Annotated in this window: 19 protein-coding genes and 9 pseudogenes; all 28 read left to right on the forward strand. The window is 46.1% G+C overall.

What is annotated here, in order from left to right; genetic code table 11:
• Positions 1-67: 67 nt before the first annotated feature.
• The 28 genes and pseudogenes from JCM10519_RS13065 (at position 68) to JCM10519_RS29800 (ending at position 19,221) form a co-directional block, all read left to right on the forward strand.
• Complete coding sequence (locus tag JCM10519_RS13065; RefSeq protein ID WP_347844135.1) at positions 68-910, forward strand: LysR family transcriptional regulator; 843 nt, start codon at positions 68-70, stop codon at positions 908-910.
• Between the two features lie 20 nt (positions 911-930).
• Positions 931-1,524, forward strand: a complete 594-nt coding sequence (locus tag JCM10519_RS13070) for a MaoC/PaaZ C-terminal domain-containing protein (protein WP_054739676.1) — start codon at positions 931-933, stop codon at positions 1,522-1,524.
• A gap of 139 nt (positions 1,525-1,663) precedes the next feature.
• The gene (locus tag JCM10519_RS13075) at positions 1,664-1,900 is read left to right on the forward strand and encodes a hypothetical protein (protein ID WP_054739678.1); all 237 of its coding nucleotides are present in this window, start codon (positions 1,664-1,666) and stop codon (positions 1,898-1,900) included.
• A gap of 23 nt (positions 1,901-1,923) precedes the next feature.
• Positions 1,924-2,427, forward strand: coding sequence for a hypothetical protein (locus tag JCM10519_RS29725; RefSeq protein WP_347844118.1), 504 nt, complete (start codon positions 1,924-1,926; stop codon positions 2,425-2,427).
• The gene (locus tag JCM10519_RS29730) at positions 2,424-2,996 is read left to right on the forward strand and encodes an acyl-protein synthetase-related protein (RefSeq protein WP_347844119.1); all 573 of its coding nucleotides are present in this window, start codon (positions 2,424-2,426) and stop codon (positions 2,994-2,996) included. The genes JCM10519_RS29725 and JCM10519_RS29730 overlap by 4 nt, the downstream gene beginning before the upstream one ends.
• A gap of 187 nt (positions 2,997-3,183) precedes the next feature.
• Positions 3,184-3,878, forward strand: a pseudogene (locus JCM10519_RS29735) (acyl-CoA reductase).
• A complete protein-coding gene (locus tag JCM10519_RS13095; protein ID WP_054739684.1) occupies positions 3,838-4,185 on the forward strand; it encodes a hypothetical protein in 348 nt (115 codons plus the stop codon). The pseudogene JCM10519_RS29735 and the gene JCM10519_RS13095 overlap by 41 nt, the downstream one beginning before the upstream one ends.
• 1 nt (position 4,186) lies before the next feature.
• Positions 4,187-4,975: an AMP-binding protein gene (locus tag JCM10519_RS29740; RefSeq protein WP_347844120.1), complete on the forward strand. Its 789-nt coding sequence runs from the start codon at positions 4,187-4,189 to the stop codon at positions 4,973-4,975.
• On the forward strand, positions 4,896-5,600 hold the full coding sequence (locus JCM10519_RS29745; protein WP_347844136.1) for an AMP-binding protein: 705 nt from the start codon (positions 4,896-4,898) through the stop codon (positions 5,598-5,600). The genes JCM10519_RS29740 and JCM10519_RS29745 overlap by 80 nt, the downstream gene beginning before the upstream one ends.
• 50 nt (positions 5,601-5,650) lie before the next feature.
• Positions 5,651-6,831: pseudogene (locus tag JCM10519_RS13105) on the forward strand (acetyl-CoA C-acetyltransferase).
• Between the two features lie 40 nt (positions 6,832-6,871).
• Positions 6,872-7,648, forward strand: a pseudogene (locus JCM10519_RS13110) (enoyl-CoA hydratase-related protein).
• 51 nt (positions 7,649-7,699) lie between these two features.
• Positions 7,700-8,542 (forward strand): annotated as a pseudogene (locus JCM10519_RS13115) (3-hydroxyacyl-CoA dehydrogenase NAD-binding domain-containing protein).
• Positions 8,543-8,586: 44 nt separating this feature from the next.
• Positions 8,587-9,861, forward strand: a complete 1,275-nt coding sequence (gene larA, locus JCM10519_RS13120; RefSeq protein WP_347844121.1) for a nickel-dependent lactate racemase — start codon at positions 8,587-8,589, stop codon at positions 9,859-9,861.
• Between the two features lie 21 nt (positions 9,862-9,882).
• Positions 9,883-11,311, forward strand: a pseudogene (locus JCM10519_RS13125) (FAD-binding oxidoreductase).
• A 35-nt stretch (positions 11,312-11,346) separates the two neighbouring features.
• Positions 11,347-11,538: a hypothetical protein gene (locus JCM10519_RS29750; RefSeq protein WP_347844122.1), complete on the forward strand. Its 192-nt coding sequence runs from the start codon at positions 11,347-11,349 to the stop codon at positions 11,536-11,538.
• Positions 11,481-11,627 (forward strand): acyl-CoA dehydrogenase family protein, encoded by a 147-nt coding sequence (locus tag JCM10519_RS29755; protein WP_347844137.1) that lies wholly within the window; start codon positions 11,481-11,483, stop codon positions 11,625-11,627. The genes JCM10519_RS29750 and JCM10519_RS29755 overlap by 58 nt, the downstream gene beginning before the upstream one ends.
• 8 nt (positions 11,628-11,635) lie before the next feature.
• A complete protein-coding gene (locus JCM10519_RS29760) occupies positions 11,636-12,010 on the forward strand; it encodes an acyl-CoA dehydrogenase family protein (protein WP_347844123.1) in 375 nt (124 codons plus the stop codon).
• Positions 12,010-12,480 carry an acyl-CoA dehydrogenase family protein gene (locus tag JCM10519_RS29765; protein ID WP_347844138.1) on the forward strand — a complete coding sequence of 157 codons (471 nt, stop codon included), beginning with the start codon at positions 12,010-12,012 and terminating at the stop codon, positions 12,478-12,480. Before JCM10519_RS29760 ends, JCM10519_RS29765 begins: the two co-directional genes overlap by 1 nt.
• 18 nt (positions 12,481-12,498) lie before the next feature.
• Entirely contained in the window at positions 12,499-12,762 is a 264-nt protein-coding gene (locus JCM10519_RS29770) for a hypothetical protein (RefSeq protein WP_347844124.1), read from the forward strand.
• A 95-nt stretch (positions 12,763-12,857) separates the two neighbouring features.
• On the forward strand, positions 12,858-13,130 hold the full coding sequence (locus JCM10519_RS29775) for a hypothetical protein (RefSeq protein WP_347844139.1): 273 nt from the start codon (positions 12,858-12,860) through the stop codon (positions 13,128-13,130).
• A gap of 23 nt (positions 13,131-13,153) precedes the next feature.
• Entirely contained in the window at positions 13,154-13,279 is a 126-nt protein-coding gene (locus JCM10519_RS29780; RefSeq protein ID WP_347844125.1) for a hypothetical protein, read from the forward strand.
• 25 nt (positions 13,280-13,304) lie between these two features.
• Positions 13,305-13,730, forward strand: coding sequence for a hypothetical protein (locus JCM10519_RS29785; protein ID WP_347844140.1), 426 nt, complete (start codon positions 13,305-13,307; stop codon positions 13,728-13,730).
• An 88-nt stretch (positions 13,731-13,818) separates the two neighbouring features.
• On the forward strand, positions 13,819-14,277 hold the full coding sequence (locus JCM10519_RS29790) for an electron transfer flavoprotein subunit alpha/FixB family protein (RefSeq protein WP_347844126.1): 459 nt from the start codon (positions 13,819-13,821) through the stop codon (positions 14,275-14,277).
• 32 nt (positions 14,278-14,309) lie between these two features.
• Positions 14,310-15,850 (forward strand): annotated as a pseudogene (locus tag JCM10519_RS13145) (L-lactate permease).
• A gap of 16 nt (positions 15,851-15,866) precedes the next feature.
• Positions 15,867-16,654 (forward strand): annotated as a pseudogene (locus tag JCM10519_RS13150) (electron transfer flavoprotein subunit beta/FixA family protein).
• A gap of 11 nt (positions 16,655-16,665) precedes the next feature.
• Positions 16,666-17,859: pseudogene (locus JCM10519_RS13155) on the forward strand (electron transfer flavoprotein subunit alpha).
• Between the two features lie 185 nt (positions 17,860-18,044).
• Positions 18,045-18,348: pseudogene (locus JCM10519_RS29795) on the forward strand (FAD-binding oxidoreductase); the annotation flags it as partial.
• 177 nt (positions 18,349-18,525) lie between these two features.
• Positions 18,526-19,221, forward strand: a complete 696-nt coding sequence (locus tag JCM10519_RS29800; protein ID WP_347844141.1) for an FAD-linked oxidase C-terminal domain-containing protein — start codon at positions 18,526-18,528, stop codon at positions 19,219-19,221.
• Positions 19,222-19,683: the final 462 nt, after the last annotated feature.

Raw genomic sequence — 19,683 nt, forward strand, 5'->3', positions numbered from 1 at the left:
TTTATGAAAGAAGTGATGGTATGACTGCTAATTTTGAGCATTATAAAGTCTTTTACTATGTAGCCAAATACAAAAATTTCACCAGAGCGCAAATGCCTTGGTAACGAGCCAGCCATCAGTTACATATTGCATGCAGAATCTTGAGAGCATGCTGGGGTGCAAGCTGTTTATACGATCCAGAAAAGGCGTCACTCTGACAGCCGAAGGAGAACATCTCTACAGCTATGTGGCTCCTGCATGCAAACAACTGATGCAGGGGGAAGAAACGCTGAGAGAATTGATGGGAGAGCAGCATGACCATATCAATGTAGGGGTAACTCAGGTGGCTATGCGGTCTTACCTGGTTGAGAAACTGAAAGTTTTCCAGGAACAGTATCCTCAGGTGAAGCTTAATATCTTCAATTATAATACAAAGCAGACTCTCAGTGAACTGAAGGCTGGAAAGATCGATCTGGCGATTATCACAACCCCTATTGACTATGAACAGAGTTTAAAGGTAGTTGAAGTCAAATCCTTTAAGAGCATTCTGGTGGGTGGAAGAATGTATAAGGAATATGGAGAGAGAAAAATGTTCCTCTCAGAGGTGGTGAAGCTTCCTCTTATCACCATGTCCAGTACCACCACCACCTTTGGCTTTCTTCAGGAATTCTACCGTTCCTGCGGCCTTACCATGCAGCCGGCCATTGAGGTGGCTACTATGGATCTTATTATTCCGGTTATCCGAAAAAATCTTGGAATTGGGTTTGTGCCGGAGGAGTTTGCCGGACCATTCCTTGAGGCAAAGGATATTCTGGAAATAAAGCTTCATGAACAGATTCCTGAGCGTAAGATCTGCATTGTCAGTGACAGCAACAGGCCCTTAGGCACTGTGGCCGAGGAACTGCAAAGCATGCTGGAATGCCAGAAGTAGTCAGGCTTTAGGAGGCGGAGATGGTAATTGGGATTAAGTACTGCGGGGGCTGCAATCCTGTGTATGACAGGGCAAAGCGGGTCAGAAAATTAAGAGAAACAAATCCTGGGCATGAATACGTGACACCAAAGGGAGACCAGGTCTGCGATTACTGGGTGGTGGTCTGCGGCTGCAGCAGAAGATGTGCGGAAGTGAAAAATTTAAAAGCACGTTACAAGGTGGCTGTGGTATGGGATGAAGAAAGCTTCAGGCAGCTGGAACAGGAGCTTTTAAAATCAAATGAGGAAACCCCCTCCCCATCCCAGGAAAAAAGAATGCTGCATCTTCATGAAACGGCAGCGGCAAAGAGGACCATATCGAAAGAGGATATAGAAATGTTTGCCAGGCTGACTCAGGATGAAAGCAGGCTTCACCAGGATACACAGGTCGCTTTAAAGACTGGATTTGACAGACCGCTGGCACATGGAATGTTCATTGATTCCCTGGTTTCCGCCCTTATGGGAACAAGTATTCCCGGAAGCGGAACGGTGTACATGGAACACAATACCAGATTCATACGGCCGGTTTTTTTGCGGGGATACTGTAGAAATTACCGTCCAGTTTGTTTCCTTTGAGGAACAGGAGGACTGCTACATCGGACTTTTTTTCGGTACCTGTAAAAATCAGCACGGGGAAAGAGTTCTTACAGTCAGAAGCAGGCAGATGATGATGAAAACATTGTTTGCCGTGGCAGGAGAAAGGGAGTGAGATTTTATGACAAATCTGGAGACTTACAACCGGTTATTTATCCGGGATTTAAGAGTAAAGGAAGAGGACCTTCCCGGTCTGAATTACAGAGGAACCAATTCCTGGGATTCTCTGGGACATATGGATCTGATTTCAGATCTGGAGGAGACCTTTGATATCCATATCAGTACTTCAGATGTAATGGCTTTTTCATCCTATGAAAAAGGAAAAGAAGTTTTGGCAAAATACGGTGTTGTGATTTAAAAAAAAGGGGGAAGCCATTCATTATGGATTATGAAGGCATTCTGAGCAGGAAGCCGTTTTCCGCGGCAAAGGAAGAGAAAAAACTGATGTACGGAGAATGGCTGACAGAACTGACGGATTATCACAGAAAGCACTGTCATTCATACGGACAATTGTTGAAACACCTTATGATTCCGGAACATGGCCAGCTGGGAGAGGAAGAGATCCCTATGCTTCCGGTTGGGCTTTTTAAGGATATGGACTTAATCAGCATTCCAGACAACAAGGTATTTAAGACCATGACTTCTTCCGGAACAAAAGGGCAGAGGGTATCAAGGATTTATCTGGATAGGGATACGGCAAATTACCAGCAGAGGGCACTGGCAAATATTGGAGGAGACTTTTGGGGAGAGGAACGGCTTCCCCTTCTGGTCCTGGACAGTCCGGATGTATTAAAAAATAGAAACTTGTTTTCAGCCAGAGGAGCGGGAATCCTTGGATTTTCTATTTTTCCTCCAGAATCTGTTATGGGCTGGACCAGGATATGAACCTTGATATGGAAAGAATCCGGCAATTTCTGGACCGCTATACGGGAAAACGGATCCTGATATTTGGCTTCACCTATATGATCTGGAAGTATTTCTATCAGGCCCTTGCAAAGTCCGGGCAAAAGCTGGATATTCCCGAAGGAATCCTTATCCATGGGGGAGGATTTAAAAAGCTTGAGGACCAATCGGTTTCCGCTCATGAATTTAAGGAGAGGATCAGGGAAGTGTCCGGCATAAAAGAAATCCATAATTATTATGGGATGGCAGAACAGACAGGCAGTATCTACGTGGAATGTTCCCAGGGTCACCTCCATGCAAGCCTATATTCCGATATCATAACCAGACGGGTAAAGGATTTTGGCGTCTGTTCCCATGGAGAAAAAGGGATCATACAGGTACTTTCTCCCCTTGCCCTTTCTTATCCCGGGCACTCCATACTTACGGAGGATGAGGGAATCATTCTGGGAGAGGATGATTGCCCCTGCGGCCGTCTGGGAAAATATTTTAAAGTATTTGGAAGAATACGCCAGGCTGAGATAAGGGGGTGCAGCGACACCTATGATGGATGATGTTACATATCTGGCAGGAGTAAGCCAGCCAAAGGCTGAGCCGTTAAAACCTTTTTCAGAACCTGTTTTGGATTTTCTGGAAGAGCTTTCTATTGAAATACGCAAAAGGAGAACGGAGTTTGAAACCTACCGTGAAATCCCGGCTTTTGGGTTCTGGTTAAGAAGGACCCATATGGAGGAATTTCGGATGCGGTACGACGATCGAAAACTTCGCATAGGCAGAGGTGTGATCTTTCATATTGTTTCTTCCAATGTCCCGGTGTTGTTTGCCTACAGTATGGTCATCGGCTTATTGGCTGGAAACAGCTGCGTGGTACGGATCTCTTCCAGGAGCCGGGATGAGGATCAAAAGCTATGTGAAATAATTGACAATCTTTTGAGCCGGCCGGAATTTTCATCGGTCAGAAATCGGATTTCTGTTTTTCCTGTAAAAGAGACAATGAAATCATCAAAAGCTGGCTGGAGGAATGCGATGGTCTTATGGTATGGGGAGGAGATCAGGCCATACAATCGGTCAGAGGAATGAAACTAAGACCGGATGCCGTGGAGGTCATGTTTCCAGACCGGTATTCCATCTGTATTCTGGATACAAACCGGATTGGAACGATTCCTGATGAAGGACTTCAAACGCTGGCATACGGATTTGTAAAGGATGCTTATGCCATGGATCAGAATGCCTGCTCCAGCCCTCAGTTTGTCATATGGAACCAGGAAGAAAAGACGGAAAGGACAGAACAGATCCGCAGAAGATGGTGGAACGCCGTAAGGAAAGAAGCATCCGCTTATGAGTTAAACCCTCATAAGGCAACGAAAAAAATACGAGACCTTATGCAGATACGCCATGATAACGGAGGAAATCTTAAAGACAGAGCAGTACGGTAACCTGCTTTATACGGTCCTGCTTTCTAAAATTCCTCCAAATCCGGAAAGATACCGTGGAACCTGCGGATTGTTTTTTGAGTATCAGGGAGATTACCGGACGGCGGTCAGGCAATTGGCAGTCAGGAAACTTCAGACGGTGACGTATTACGGAATCCGCAGGGAGGAACTGACAGATTATATTATAAATAACCATCTATATGGAATCCACAGGGTGGTGCCCATAGGGGAAGCCTTGAACATGGATCTTGTATGGGATGGGCAGGATCTGATTGGGATGCTGTCCAGGGAAATTGTCTGGGAGGAGTAATATGCGTCTGTTTCAGGAAGAAAAGTCATACAAAGACCGGCTGCTGGCAGCAGATGATGCCGGACAGACGGTGACATACCGGGATCTGGATTTCTTTACAGAGGAATTTTACCGGTATATCGGAGGGAAAAAACTGATTTTTATATTATGCCAGAATACCATTGGGTCTCTGTTTGGGTATCTGGGCTGCTTAAAAACAGGGGTGGTTCCTTTGATGCTGGAAAAACACATCAACCAGGAGCTTCTAATGCGGCTGATCCGTGAATACCGCCCGGCTTTTCTATACATACCGGAAGATTGTCTTTTAAAGGCAGAGGAATGTGAGGTTGTATGGAAAACACAGGGATACTGCCTGTGCCGCAGAAAGGAGAAGCTGCCGCCTTCCCTTTACGGAGAGCTTTCCTTACTTCTTACTACATCAGGAAGCACAGGAAGTCCAAAGCTTGTAAGGCAGAGCGGAAGGAACATCGATGCCAATACAGAATCCATATGTGAGTATCTTAACATCAATGAGAAGGAAAGACCTGTTACCACACTGCCCATGAATTACACCTATGGATTATCCATCATCAACAGTCATGTAAAAGTGGGTGCATCCCTTTTGCTTACGGTCCGCAGTATGGTAGAACAGCCGTTTTGGGATTATGTAAAAGAAAAAAAAGGCCACGTCCTTTGGCGGAGTTCCCTATACCTACCAGGTTCTGAAACGGATCGGGTTTCTCCAGATGGACCTGCCGGATTTACGGACCATGACACAGGCAGGAGGAAAGCTTCCCATGAACCTTCATAAAGAGTTTGCTTCCTATGCAGAAAAGACTGGAAAGCAATTTGTTGTTATGTATGGGCAGACAGAAGCCACGGCAAGAATGGGGTATCTGCCCGCTGCAAAAGCAGTGGAGCGATGCGGGAGCATGGGAGTTGCCATACCAGGAGGCAGGTTCTGGCTGGAGGATGATAAGGGAAAAGAAATCAAAGAACCGGATACCCAGGGAGAACTGGTGTACGAAGGGGAAAATGTAGCACTTGGATATGCCTGCTGCCCTGAGGATTTAAAAAAAGAAGATGAGTGGAAGGGCATCCTGCATACCGGTGATATGGCAAAACAGGATCAGGACGGTTATTACTACATCACCGGAAGAAAGAAACGTTTCATCAAAATGTTTGGAAACAGGGTAAATCTTGATGAGGCGGAGCGGCTGTTAAAGGAACATTTTGAAGGAATTGATTTTGCCTGTGTGGGAACAGATGACAATCTGGTCATTTATACAGATCACAGGGAGGAATCTGGAGAGGAGCTGATCCTGGAACATCTTTATCAGATGACAGGGATAAATTCCAGGGCAGTACGGATTCGTTTGGTGGATAAGATTCCTAAGAACCAGTCCGGGAAAACTCTTTACAAGGAGCTTTTATAAGGAACGCAGCTTATGACATGGCTGTATTTGATGGAAAAGGAGGTCTTATTATGGGGGAAAGAGTTGTATTGGCAGGAGCCTGCCGTACTGCAATCGGAACCATGGGAGGAGCATTAAGCACAGTTTCTCCCCAGGATATGGGAGCAGCCGTTATCAATGAGGCATTAAAACGGGCAGGAGTCATGCCGGATCAGGTTGATTTAGTCTATATGGGATGCGTGATTCAGGCTGGCCTGGGACAGAATGTGGCCCGCCAGGCTTCATTAAAGGCAGGGATTCCTGTGGAGACCCCTGCGGTTACCATCAATGTGGTATGCGGTTCCGGGTTAAACTGTGTGAATCTGGCAGCCAGATGATCCAGTGCAAAGAAGCGGATATTGTAGTGGCCGGAGGAACGGAAAATATGTCCATGGCCCCTTATCTTTTAAAAGATGCCCGTTTCGGATACCGCATGAATCACGGACAGCTCATTGATGCCATGGTAAATGACGCACTATGGGATGCATCCAATGATTACCATATGGGCGTAACGGCAGAAAATGTGGCAAAACAGTGGGGGCTTACAAGAGAGGAGCTTGACCGTTTTGCAGCATCCAGTCAGATGAAGGCATGTGCAGCCATTGAATCCGGCCGTTTTAAAGAAGAAATTGTGCCAATGGAGATCAAAAAGAAAAAGGAAACCATTGTCTTTGACCGGGATGAAGGTCCAAGGCCCGGAACAACGGCGGAAGGAATCTCAAAACTGCGCCCGGCCTTTCAAAAGGATGGAGTCGTTACGGCTGCCAATTCCTCCAGTATAAACGATGGGGCGGCAGCAATTGTAGTCATGAGTGAAGAAAAGGCAAAAGAGCTGGGCGTTAAGCCCATGGCATACTGGGAAGCAGGTACCCTTGCAGGTGTAGCACCTGAGATTATGGGAGTCGGTCCGGTGGCTGCAACCAGGAAGCTTCTTAAAAAGACGAATATGACGGTGGATGAGTTTGATCTCATTGAGGCCAATGAAGCATTTGCGGCCCAGTCATTAGCCGTGGCGAAAGATTTAAAGCTTGATTTGTCAAAGGTAAATGTAAATGGCGGAGCCATTGCCCTTGGCCATCCGGTAGGAGCATCCGGATGCCGTATTCTTGTGACTTTGCTTCATGAGATGGAAAAACGGAATGCGAAAAAAGGGCTTGCTACCCTTTGCATCGGAGGCGGTATGGGCTGCGCCACCATCGTTAAAAGAGAATGAAACGGTTGACATAACAATGAAAGAAATGAGGTACCGGTACATGGAGTTTGTTACATACGAAGTGGAAGGAATGATAAGTATCATTACCATTAACCGTCCCAATGCTTTAAATGCCTTAAACAGCCAGGTTCTAGAGGAACTGGACCAGATTCTTGACCAGATTGACACAGCTTCCGTCAGAGCATTGATCCTTACGGGAGCCGGAAATAAGTCCTTTGTGGCGGGTGCGGACATTGCTGAAATGAGTACCTTCACAAAAAAAGGAAGGAGAGGCCTTTGGAAAAAGGGGAAACCATATCTTCCGCCGGCTGGAAACCTTTCCCCTTCCGGTCATAGCTGCAGTAAATGGATTTGCACTTGGCGGAGGCTGCGAACTCTGCTTAAGCTGCGACATACGGATCTGCTCTGAAAATGCCGTGTTTGGACAGCCGGAAGCAGGTCTTGGCATTACCCCCGGTTTTGGAGGTACCCAGAGGCTGGCAAGAATTATTGGCCCTGGAATGGCGAAACAAATGATATTTACTGCAAGAAACATAAAGGCAGAGGAAGCTTACCGGATTGGCCTTGTCAATGCCGTATACCCTCAAACGGAGCTGCTTTCTGAGGCGAAAAAGATGGCAAAAGGAATTGCTGATAATGCTCCCATTGCGGTGAGAAATTGTAAAAAAGCCATCAATGACGGTCTTCAGGTGGATATGATCAGGCAGTTGCTATTGAAGAACGGCTATTTGGAGACTGCTTTGAGACTCTGGATCAAAAGGAAGGAATGGGAGCATTTCTTGAAAAACGGAAAGAGAGAACGTTTCTTATGAAGTAAGGCCAGGGAGATTTTTCCCAATACATACAAACATAGAAGGAGGGATATGGGATGAAAGTCGGAATTATAGGTGCAGGGACCATGGGGTCAGGAATTGCCCAGGCCTTTGCCCAGACAGAAGGGTATGAAGTATTTTTATGCGATATCAAGGAAGAGTTTGCGGCAAATGGAAAAAAAGAAAATTGCAAAGGGCCTGGAACGGAGAGTCGCAAAAGGAAAAATGACACAGGAAAGTGCTGATGCAGTTTTATCCAAAATTCAAACAGGGCTGATCAATATCTGCCAGGACTGCGATCTGGTGGTAGAAGCAGCCATTGAAGATATGGCAGTAAAAAAAACAGACGTTTCAGGAACTCCAGGATATATGCAAAAAAAGAAGCAATGTTTGTAAGCAATACGTCTTCACTCTCCATCACAGAGCTTGGGGCAGGGCTTGACCGGCCTGTGGCAGGAATGCATTTTTTTAATCCGGCACCGGTTATGAAGCTGGTGGAGGTCATTGCAGGACTTAACACTCCTCCTGAAATGATTACAGAAATCAAGAAAATAGCAGCCAGCATAGGAAAGGTTCCTGTACAGGTAGAGGAGGCCGCAGGATTTGTGGTAAACAGGATTCTCATACCGATGATCAATGAGGGAATCGGAATTTATGCAGAAGGAGTTGCTGATCCAGAGGGAATTGACAGTGCTATGAAGCTGGGAGCCAACCATCCCATGGGACCTCTGGAACTGGGAGATTTAATCGGGCTTGACGTGGTCCTTGCCATTATGGAGGTGCTTTATTCGGAAACAGGAGATCCCAAATACCGTCCACATCCTCTGCTTAAGAAGATGGTACGGGGCGGAAAGCTTGGACAGAAAACAGGAAGCGGTTTCTATCAATACAAAGGATAACGGATAAGGAGGAAAAAGAAATATGGCGGTTGTGCAGCTGCCCTTTGGAAGGGAAAAAAATCAGTTTGAATATTCCTGACAGCAGATTAAACGGTCTGCTTATGTCAGGGGCTCACAGCTATCAGGCAGATGGTGGGGAAGAGGAGTTGGTCCGAAAGGCCATGGAACACCCCATTCACTCCCCAAGGCTGAAAGAACTGGTTAAGGGCAAGAAAAACATTGTCATGATAGCAAGCGACCATACCCGGCCGGTTCCAAGCCGGGTGATAGCGCCTGCGGTCATAGAAGAAATCAAAGAAGGAAATCCCCAGGCGCAGCTTACAATCCTCATTGCCACCGGATTTCACAGATCCACCACCAGAGAGGAACTAATTGATAAGTTCGGTCAGGAGATTGTTGACAGGACGGATATCCGCTTTGTTGTTCATGAAAGCCAGAAGGATGAGGATATGGTTTTCATAGACACCCTTCCCTCAGGGGGAAAGCTTCTGATTAACCGGATAGCAGCAGAGGCAGATCTTCTTATCTCAGAAGGCTTTATAGAACCCCATTTCTTTGCAGGGTTTTCCGGCGGAAGAAAAAGCGTGCTGCCGGGAGTCTCAAGCGGGGTGACGGTCATGGCAAACCATTGCTCTGAGTTTATTGACAGTCCGTATGCAAGAACCGGTATTCTGGAGGGGAATCCCATACATAGGGATATGGTCTACGCCGCAGAGCAGGCAAAACTTGCTTTTATTGTCAATGTAGTGCTGGATGAAAATAAGAAAGTGATAAAGGCCTATGCGGGCCATTTTAACGAAGCTCATAAGGAAGGCTGTAAGTTTGTGGACCAGCTCTCAGGAGTCGATGCCATTCCGGCGGATATTGTAATCACTACCAACGGCGGATATCCCCTGGACCAGAATATATACCAGTCGGTAAAAGGCATGACAGCAGCTGAGGCCACCTGCAATCCCGGGGGTGTCATCATCATGGTATCAAGCTGCAGCGACGGCCATGGAGGCCAGTCCCTTTACGATACCTTTGCAGGGGGAGAAGAGAAAAATGCAATCATGAACCGGTTTCTTGATACGCCCCGGGATAAAACCGTGCCGGATCAGTGGGAGGCACAGATTCTGTGCAGGATTCTCTTAAGATATAAGGTGATCATGGTCACCCAGGCTCCCAGGAAAATGGTCCGTAATATGCAGATGGATTATGCAGACAGCGTGGAAGAGGCAATTTCCATGGCAGATCACTATCTGGGTAAGACTGATGGGAAAATTACGGTCATTCCTGACGGGGTTTCCGTAATCGTCAGGAGCAGACAGACTTTGTAATTACCGTAAAGGAGAAATAAGATGGAAGAAGTAACTTACAACAAAGTTACCCCGGAACTCATACTGGAATTTAAGAAAATCGTTCCGGGTAAGGTTCATGAGAAAGAAGAAATAAATGAGGATTATTTCCACGATGAGATGCCGATCTATGGAAAAGGAATTCCAGATGTGGTAATTGATGCCACCAGTACGGAGGACATTGCTGCCGTTGTGAAACTGTGCTTTACAAACAATGTTCCAGTGATTCCAAGGGGAGCAGGAACCGGTCTTACAGGAGCGGCAGTGGCCCTTCACGGCGGAGTTTTACTTGATATGAGTAAGATGAACAAGATCCTTGATTATGACAAGGAAAATTTTGTTGTCCGTGTCCAGCCCGGCGTTCTGCTTAATGATCTTGCGGAGGATGCCGTGCGCCAGGGACTTTTATATCCGCCGGATCCAGGGGAAAAGTTTGCGACCCTGGGAGGCAATGTTTCAACAAATGCAGGCGGCATGAGGGCCGTTAAATACGGTTGTACCAGAGATTATGTAAGGGCCATGACCGTGGTACTTCCTACGGGCGAAATCATCAGGCTGGGTGCACCTGTTTCCAAGAGCTCTACCGGCTACAGCCTGATTCATTTAATGATCGGCTCGGAAGGAACCCTTGGGATCATCACCGAGCTGACTCTTAAAGTAATTCCGGCGCCCAAAGAGACCATAAGCCTCATTGTTCCCTTTGAAAATCTTGAGGACTGCATCGGGGCTGTGCCTAAAATATTCATGGCCGGCTTAAAGCCCCAGGCACTGGAGTTCATGGAGAAAGAAATTGTTCTTTCCTCGGAGCGGTATCTGGGAAAGAATGTATTTCCAAAGGAAGTTGACGGCGTTGATATCGGTGCTTACTTACTCATTACCTTTGACGGTGATAAGCTGGAGCTTTTGGAAGAACTTTCGGAGCAGGCGGCAGAGGTGGTTTTGGAGGAAGGAGCCGTAGACGTCCTGGTGGCAGATACGCCGGTGAAAAAGAAGGAAGCCTGGGAAGCCAGAAGCACCTTCCTGGAAGCCATTGAGGCGGAAACAAAGCTACTGGATGAGTGCGATGTGGTAGTGCCGGTAAATCAGATACCTTCTTATCTCTCCTTTGTTAAATCACTGGAAAACCGGTATGATTTTTCCATAAAGAGCTTTGGTCATGCAGGAGATGGAAACTTACACATCTATACCTGTGCCAATGAAATGGAGGAAGAGGCATTCAAACGGCAGGTAGCAGAATTTATGGATATTATATACAAAAAAAGCGTCGGAATGCGGAGGTCTTATTTCCGGTGAGCACGGCATTGGTTACGGTAAGATGGAGTATCTGGCAGCTTTTGCAGGTGAAACAAGCATGCGCCTCATGAAGGGCATTAAGGAAGTATTTGATCCAAAGATGATTTTGAATCCCGGAAAAATCTGCTATAAACTTTAAAAACATAAAATTTATTTATCCAGGAGGAGAGAAAAATGGCATATTTGATATCAGAAGAAGCGCAGGACCTGTTACAGGATGTGAAAAATTTCTGCGAGAAGGAAGTGAAGGAGGCGTGTAAGGAATACGACGTGTCCGGAGAATGGCCAAAGATTATTTATGATAAGCCATTGAACAGGGCTATCAGGCTCTCGAGGTCCCGGAGGAATACGGAGGACCTGGATTAAGCCGTGTGGATGTGGCTGCTTTGATCGAGCAGATGGCAATTGCAGATGCAGCTTTGCCACGACGATTTCGGCCAGCGGCCTTGCCCTAAAACCAGTGTTGATTGCAGGCAGCAGGGAACAGAAAGAACGTGTATGTGAAATGGTTTTGGATGGAGGATTTGGCGCGTTCTGCCTGACAGAACCAGGGGCAGGCTCTGATGCAGGAGCAGGCAAGACAACGGCTGTAAAGGATGGAGATAATTACATATTGAATGGAAGAAAGTGCTTCATCACCAACGGAGCAGTTGCCTCCTTTTATTGTGTCACTGCAATGACAGATAAGACAAAAGGGGTAAAAGGAATGTCCATGTTCCTTGTGGAAGCCGGTACTCCGGGACTTAGTACAGGGAAAGAAGAAAACAAAATGGGAATCAGGACCTCTAATACCTGTGATGTTGTTTTAGAGGATTTAAGGATACCGGCTTCAACTTAATCGGTGAGGAAGGAAAGGGATTTTCCATTGCAATGAAGACACTGGATCAGGCCCGTACCTGGATGGGATGTATTGCGGCAGGCATTGCACAAAGAGGCATTGATGAGGCTGTTGGGTATGGGAAAGAACGAATCCAGTTCGGGAAACCTGTTATCAAAAACCAGGCCATGCAGTTTAAGGTTGCCGATATGCAGATCAAGACGGAGACTGCCCGTCAGATGGTAGCCCATGCACTGACCAGGATGGATATGGGACTTTCCTATACCATGGAATCTGCCATTGCCAAATGCTATGCCTCAGACATTGCCATGGAGGTAGCTTCGGAAGCCATCCAGATGTTTGGAGGTTATGGATACAGCCGGGAATATCCGGTAGAAAAGCTGTTAAGAGACGCGAAGATATTCCAGATCTTTGAGGGAACCAATGAAATCCAGAGAATTGTTATTGCGGGCAATATCATTGGGAAATAAAGAAGGAGTGTGCCAATCATGGAAATGTTAGTTTGTATCAAGCAGGTACCCGATGACTCCGTGGAAATCTCCCTGGATCCGGCTGCAAAAGAACCGGCTTTGGAGGGGATAACGCCGGTGGTAAATGCCTTCGACACCTATGCCCTTGAAATGGCTGCCAGATTAAAGGAAACTTTGGGCGGTGAAATCACAGTGGTTTCTATTGGTAATGAAGGTGTAAAAAAATTCTCTGAAAAACTGTCTCGCCGTGGGCGCAGACGGTGCATATCTGGTAAAGCATGAAAATGCAGAGTCTCTGGATCCCTTAAGCATTACAAGGATATTAAGGAAAGCAGCCCATGATATAGAAGAAAATCTGGGTAAAAAAATTTGATCTTATTTTCTGCGGAAAGGAATCCACAGACTATGCCTCCAGCCAGGTTGGACTTCTTTTGGCAAAAGAACTTTCCCTGCCGGCAGCAACCAATGTAATCCAGGTAGAGCCTGGGGATGGCATGATGAAAATAAAGCAGGAAACAGAGGAAGGCTATCGGATTATGGAAATGCCTGCTCCCTGTGTTGTTACGGTTCAGAAGCCTAATTACGATCCCAGGTATCCCACCATTAAAAGTAAGATGGCTGCCAGAAAAAAAAGGAGATTAAGGAATTAATGCCTTCTGAGGAAGGGGAGAGCATGCTGGAGGTTATCCGGATGTTTGAACCGGCAAAGCGGGCAGCAGGCATTAAAATAAAGGCCGATAGCCCCCAAGAGGCAGTTGCACAGGCGATGTCAGTCATGGCAGAGGCCAGGATTTTTTAGGAGGAGAAAGAAATGAGTGTTTCAAATGGAAAAAAATATTATGGTTTATGTTGAGACCGTTTCTGATACTCCTGTTGGCGGTGCGCTGGAGGTGCTTACAAAAGCCCATAAGCTGGCAGAAGCCAGGGGAGAAGAGGTAATTGCTGTTTTAATCGGCAGAGATCTGGTGGATGCGGCCCGTACTGCCATTATGGCAGGAGCAGACAGAGCGGTAATTGTAAAAAAAGAGAGTTATCAGATGGAGGTATACGGAACAGTCCTTACAAAACTGGCAGAGAAATTTAAGCCTTCCTTGATTCTCTCAGCAGGAACTCTGGTGGGAAAAGATCTTCTTTCCATGGTTGCAGGAGCACTTCATACGGGCTGTGCTGTGGATGTAATGGATATATCAGACAAAGACCAAAATCTTATCTTTACCTGCCCGGTTTACGGGGGGACGGATTCTCAATGATCTTGTCATAAAGGGGACACCGGCAGTTGCAACCGTCAGATCAGGAGCCTTTGTAAAGGAACTTTTGACGGAAAGAACCGGTAAAATTATGGAAGAGAAGGTGGAATCAGAAGAAGCTGTATACACGAGGATCGTTGATGTGGTAAAAGAGATGGCAGAAACGGTCAACCTTGAGGAAGCGGAGGTTATTGTATCCGGCGGCCGTGGGATGGGAAGCAGGGAGAATTTTAAATTGGTGGAGGAGCTTGCCTTAGCCTGTCATGGTGTTGTGGGGGCAACAAGACCGGCTATTGAGGCAGAATGGGTACCTCGTTCCCACCAGGTGGGACAGTCTGGGAAAATTGTGGCGCCAAAACTATATATTGCCTGCGGGATATCAGGAGCGACCCAGCACGTATCCGGTATGATCGGCTCAGGATATATTGTAGCAGTCAATAAAGATGAGGATGCTCCTATTTTTGATATAGCGGATGTAGGGATTGTTGGTGATGCCGCCAAGGTGATCCCTATCCTGATAGAGGAGATCAAAAAGATTCGGTCACTGTAGGGAGAACCATGAAAGTTGTATTGGGGGCGTTTATGAATATTATTATCTTTCTTTTGGCACTATCACCTATTTTATGGCTTATGATTGCATTGAGCCTGTTAAAGCTTCCGGCATTTAAAGCCTGTCCCATTGCACTGGCAATTGCCATTGTACTATCTGTGACATTCTTTAAAATGCCGGCAGCAGATTGCCTGACCGGAGGCTTAGAGGGAATCGCTCTTGCGCTATGGCCCATCAGCCTGGTGATTCTTGCAGCCATTTTTACCTATAATCTTTGCATTGCAACCGGAAGCATGGACTGCATCAAACAAATTCTGGCCGGAGTATCCGGGGATAAGCGGATTCTCCTTCTGATCATCGGCTGGTGCTTTGGAGGCTTTATGGAAGGTATGGCAGGCTTTGGAACTGCAATTGCAATTCCGGCCAGCATGCTGTGCGGTATGGGCTTTCCTCCGATTGCGGTAACAGCAGCATGTCTGGTTGCCAATGCATCTCCTACGGCATTTGGTTCAGTAGGAATTCCTACGGTCACTGCAGCCCAGATCGCAGAACTTCCAAGCGGGGAAGTAGCCTTTGCAGCAGCCCTTCAATTGACTCCGTTTATTTTGATCGCACCCTTTCTTATGGTGTGCATCATCGGAAAATCGGTAAAGGCCTTAAAAGGAGTCTGGCCGGTTGCCCTTATTTCTGGAATATCTTTTGCGGTACCGGAGCTTCTTGCAGCAGCTTTTCTTGGGGCAGAGCTTCCGGTGATCATCGGTTCCATCTGTTCCATGGCAATTACCATAGGTGTTGTGAAGAAATGGTTTAAAAATCCGGATCCGGAATATGGGATTGAGGAGAATAAATCTAACGGGAAAAATAAAATAACGGGCAGGGAAGCAGTAAAAGCTGGATGCCTTTCCTTTTAATCTTTGTATTTTTACTCCTTACTTCCCCAATGATTCCGCCTGTAAATCAGATGCTTTCCGCTGTTAAAACATCGGTTTCCATTTACACAGGGGAGGGAGCAAAGCCATATACGTTTGTCTGGCTGGCAACACCGGGGGTTTTGATTGCAGCAGCGGCAGTGATCGGCGGCAGGATACAGGGAGCGGATTTCAGACTTATGGGGAAGGTATTTATCAGTACCATGAAACAGATGTGGAAAACAATCCTGACCATTGTTACCATATTGGCTATGTCAAAAATTATGGGATACAGCGGAATGATTGCCGCCATTGCAGGCACGATGCTGGCACTGACAGGAAGCTTCTATCCGTTTGCAGCTCCGCTTGTAGGTGCGCTGGGTGCATTTGTAACAGGAAGCGGGACTTCTTCCAGTGTTCTGTTCGGCAGCCTGCAGGCTCAGACAGCTGCAAACCTGGGCATCAGTCCGGTCTGGCTGGTTGCGTCAAGTACCGTAGGCGCCACCATCGGTAAAATCATATCCCCTCAGAGCATAGCCATTGGCGCTGCCGCAGCCAATTTGTTAGGCAGTGAGAGCAAGATATTAAATCAGGCAGTGAAATTCAGCGCTGCTTTCATTATAATTGCCGGCTGTATCGCGTATTTTGGAAGTAGGGTTTATTAGGAAAGGAAGAAAAAGAATGAAGATCCTTGTTTGCATCAAACAGGTACCTGACAGCAATAAAGTTGAGGTGGATCCTGTTACAGGCGTGTTAAAAAGAGACGGAGCGGCTTCAAAGATGAATCCCTATGACTTGTATGCCATTGAAACTGCCCTTCGGATCAAAGAGAAAATGGGAGGCATTGTTGACGTTATTTCCATGGGACCTCCTCAGGCCATGCAGGTCATTAAAGAAGCATTTTCCATGGGAGCAGACCATGGAACGCTTTTGTCAGACAGACGTTTTGGGGGAGCCGATGTCCTTGCGACCAGCTATACCCTGGCACAGGGAATTAAGGCAATGGGAGAGTATGACTTAATTCTTTGCGGGAAGCAGACCACAGACGGGGACACCGCGCAGGTAGGCCCGGAAATATCGGAATGGTTAAATCTTCCAAGCGTATCCAATGTGGTGAGAATCCGGAAGTTAGAGGAAGATGGAATTACGGTAGATATGGATCTTCCCGATGAGGTTGAGGTGGCGAAAGTAAAATTCCCATGCCTTTTAGCAGTGGATAAAGACATCTTTCAGCCAAGACTCCCGTCATATGTAAAAAATCAGAGACAAAGGACAGACAGATTCAGGTACTCACCCTTGATGATATGAAGGATAAGAACGAAATGAATTACGGTCTTAACGGATCGCCCACTCAGGTACAGAAGATATTCCCTCCGGAAACAAACGATAAAAAGGAAGTGTGGGATGAATCAGGAGACGTGCTTGCGAAAAAGCTGTTTGACAAGATTGAAGAGCTGAAATTTGTTTAGGAGGTGAAGAGATGGCAAGGTTAATTATACATCAGGAGAGAATTCCTGATCATCAGGAACTGATAAGAATCTGTCCCTTTGGAGCGCTGGAGGAGCAGGATGGAAAAGTTATCGTAAATGCTGCCTGCAAGATGTGCCGCCTTTGTGTGAAAAAGGTCCTGAGGGCGCAGTAGAGTATGTGGAGGACGTAAAAAAGATTGAGATCAACAAAGATGAATGGAAGGGAATTGCTGTTTATGCAGACCATGTAGATGGCGACATTCATCCGGTCACCTTTGAACTGATAGGAAAGGCAAAGGAGATGGCAGCAGTTACCGGGCAGGAGGTATATGTTCTGTTCATGGGAAAGGATATCCGTGAAAAAAGTGAAGAAATCCTTCATTACGGAGCTGATAAAGTCTTCCTATATGATAAGGAAGAGCTGGCTCGTTTCAAAATAGAGCCCTATACAGCAGTCTTTGAAGATTTCATCAAAAAAGTAAAGCCCTCCTCCATTCTGGTAGGAGCAACCACCGTAGGACGTCAGCTTGCGCCAAGAGTGGCTGCCAGAATGAAAACCGGTCTGACTGCGGATTGTACCATTCTGGAAATGAATGAAAATACGGATTTATCCCAGATCCGGCCAGCCTTTGGCGGCAACATTATGGCTCATATCAAGACTCCGAACCATCGTCCTCAGATCGCTACAGTCCGGTATAAAATCATGAATGCCCCGGCTCGTTCAGAAGTGAAATCCGGAGAAATCGTGGATTGTGATATAGATAAGGGAAAGCTTGTCTGTCATGTGGATGTCATTGATATTCTGCCAAAGGAGAAGGAGACCTTTATTGAGAACTCTGAAGTTCTGGTGGTTGCAGGAAGAGGAGTGAAAAAAAGCAGAGGATTTAAGCATGCTCAGGGAGCTGGCAGATCTTATGGGAGGCCAGGTGGCATGCACCAGACCAATGGCAGAATCCGGCTGGATGGATGCAAAATATCAGATTGGCTTAAGCGGCCGTACTGTCAGGCCGAAGCTGATCATCACCTGTGGAGTTTCCGGTGCCATTCAGTTTGTGGCCGGCATGAACCATTCAGATACCATATTTGCAATCAATAACGACCCTAAGGCGCCAATCTTCAAATCAGCTCATTATTGTCTGGTAGGCGATCTCTATGAAATTCTCCCTAAACTGGTTGCAAGGATAAAAGAGAAGAAAGGAGTATAATCATGGAATATAAGAAACTGGATAAAGATGATATTACTTACATAAAAAGTATCATCCTGGACGATGAGCGTATTCTGACCGGTGATTTTATTAATGAAGAGTACAGCCATGATGAATTAAGCGGTACCAGCAGCTATCCTGACATTGTAGTAAAAGCAAAATCAGCAGAAGAAATATCTGAAATTATGAAGTATGCTTATAAAAATGTCATACCAGTGACTCCAAGGGGGGCCGGTACCGGCTGGTGGGGTCATCCGTTGCAATGGAACACGGAATCATGATAGATACCACACTAATGAATCAGGTGCTTGAACTGGATGAGGATAATCTGACAATTACGGTGGAGCCAGGTGTTCTGCTGATGGAGCTTTCTGCTTATGTGGAAGATCATGATCTTTTCTACCCGCCGGATCCAGGCGAAAAATCTGCCACCATTGGGGGAACATCAGCACCAATGCAGGAGGCATGCGTGCCGTAAAATATGGAGTGACTCGTGACTATGTAAGAGGTCTGGAAGTTGTCCTTCCAAGTGGTGAGATTACGGAATTCGGAGGTAAGGTCGTAAAAAACAGCTCCGGGTATGCCCTTAAGGATTTAATGATCGGAGCGGAGGGAACTCTCGGTTTTATTACAAAGGCCACGTTAAAGCTGATTCCCCGCCCCAAGATGGTGATCAGCCTGTTGATTCCCTTCCCTACCCTGGATCATGCAATCAATACGGTTCCTTTAATTGTCAAATCAAAGACCATTCCAACAGCCATTGAATTCATGCAGCGGGAAGTTATTATTGATGCAGAGCAGTATTTAGGAAAGGCATTTCCGGATAAACAGTCAGATGCTTATCTGCTCTTAAAATTTGACGGAAATTCGGCAGAAGAAATTGAAAAGGCATATGACAGTGTTGCAAAGCTCTGCCTGGAACAGGGGGCTTTGGATGTTCTGATTTCTGATACTGAGGAGAGAGAAGATTCCATCTGGAAGGCCAGGGGAGCATTTCTGGAAGCCATCAAAGGCTCTACCACCTACATGGATGAGGTTGATATGGTGGTTCCAAGAAGCTCAGTCAATGAAATGGTCACTTATCTGCATGGCCTCCAAGAAGAGTGTGAGTTAAGGATTAAGAGTTTCGGACATGCAGGAGATGGGAACCTCCATGCTTATATGTTAAAAGATGATTTGAGCGACGTGGAATGGGAAAAACGCATGAGCGCAGCTATGGAGAAGGTTTATGAAAAGGCCAGGAAGCTGGGCGGCCAGGTTTCCGGAGAACATGGGATTGGTTTTGCTAAGAAGCCTTATCTTAGGGAATCTCTCCCGGAGGTGAATCTGAATTTGATGAACGGAATAAAAAAAGGTGTTTGACCCTAATAATATTTTAAATCCTCATAAGATTGCACAAATGTAACGGAATCATTTTTTTAAAATAGTACAGGGAATCTGAGTTATATAATAAAGGAGCTTTAGCCTTATGGATAAATAACAATCCATAAGGCTAAAGTTCTTTCTAAAAACTAAAATTTAATTTTCTTCTCCAGCAATGCAATTCCCAGGTACAAAATTGCCGATACAATACAGAGGATCACGATGCTCATGACAACCAGATCCATCTGGAAGGGCTGTGGGTACGAAATGATATGGTTGGGAAGGGTGCTTTTACTAATAAATTTGGTATTTAGAGCTACTAATTTGAACTCAAGCTATGATATGTCAGATATATTTTGGATAGGTGTTTGTGGAGCAGTGACTAATAAGAAAAGAGATGTTTTATTGTTGAAACATAGTGCAAATGTTGATGTATTATGTTATTATTATTCTAAATAAAGG

Source organism: Clostridium sp. NkU-1, assembly GCA_001312405.1.

Coding starts and splice junctions, on each gene's coding strand:
- JCM10519_RS13070 (WP_054739676.1), top strand. CDS start 931: ATGGTAATTGGGATTAAGTACTGCGGGGGCTGCAATCCTGTGTATGAC.
- JCM10519_RS13075 (WP_054739678.1), top strand. CDS start 1,664: ATGACAAATCTGGAGACTTACAACCGGTTATTTATCCGGGATTTAAGA.
- JCM10519_RS29725 (WP_347844118.1), top strand. CDS start 1,924: ATGGATTATGAAGGCATTCTGAGCAGGAAGCCGTTTTCCGCGGCAAAG.
- JCM10519_RS29730 (WP_347844119.1), top strand. CDS start 2,424: ATGAACCTTGATATGGAAAGAATCCGGCAATTTCTGGACCGCTATACG.
- JCM10519_RS13095 (WP_054739684.1), top strand. CDS start 3,838: ATGATAACGGAGGAAATCTTAAAGACAGAGCAGTACGGTAACCTGCTT.
- JCM10519_RS29740 (WP_347844120.1), top strand. CDS start 4,187: ATGCGTCTGTTTCAGGAAGAAAAGTCATACAAAGACCGGCTGCTGGCA.
- JCM10519_RS29750 (WP_347844122.1), top strand. CDS start 11,347: ATGGCATATTTGATATCAGAAGAAGCGCAGGACCTGTTACAGGATGTG.
- JCM10519_RS29770 (WP_347844124.1), top strand. CDS start 12,499: ATGGAAATGTTAGTTTGTATCAAGCAGGTACCCGATGACTCCGTGGAA.
- JCM10519_RS29780 (WP_347844125.1), top strand. CDS start 13,154: ATGCTGGAGGTTATCCGGATGTTTGAACCGGCAAAGCGGGCAGCAGGC.
- JCM10519_RS29785 (WP_347844140.1), top strand. CDS start 13,305: ATGGAAAAAAATATTATGGTTTATGTTGAGACCGTTTCTGATACTCCT.
- JCM10519_RS29790 (WP_347844126.1), top strand. CDS start 13,819: ATGGAAGAGAAGGTGGAATCAGAAGAAGCTGTATACACGAGGATCGTT.
- JCM10519_RS29800 (WP_347844141.1), top strand. CDS start 18,526: ATGGTGATCAGCCTGTTGATTCCCTTCCCTACCCTGGATCATGCAATC.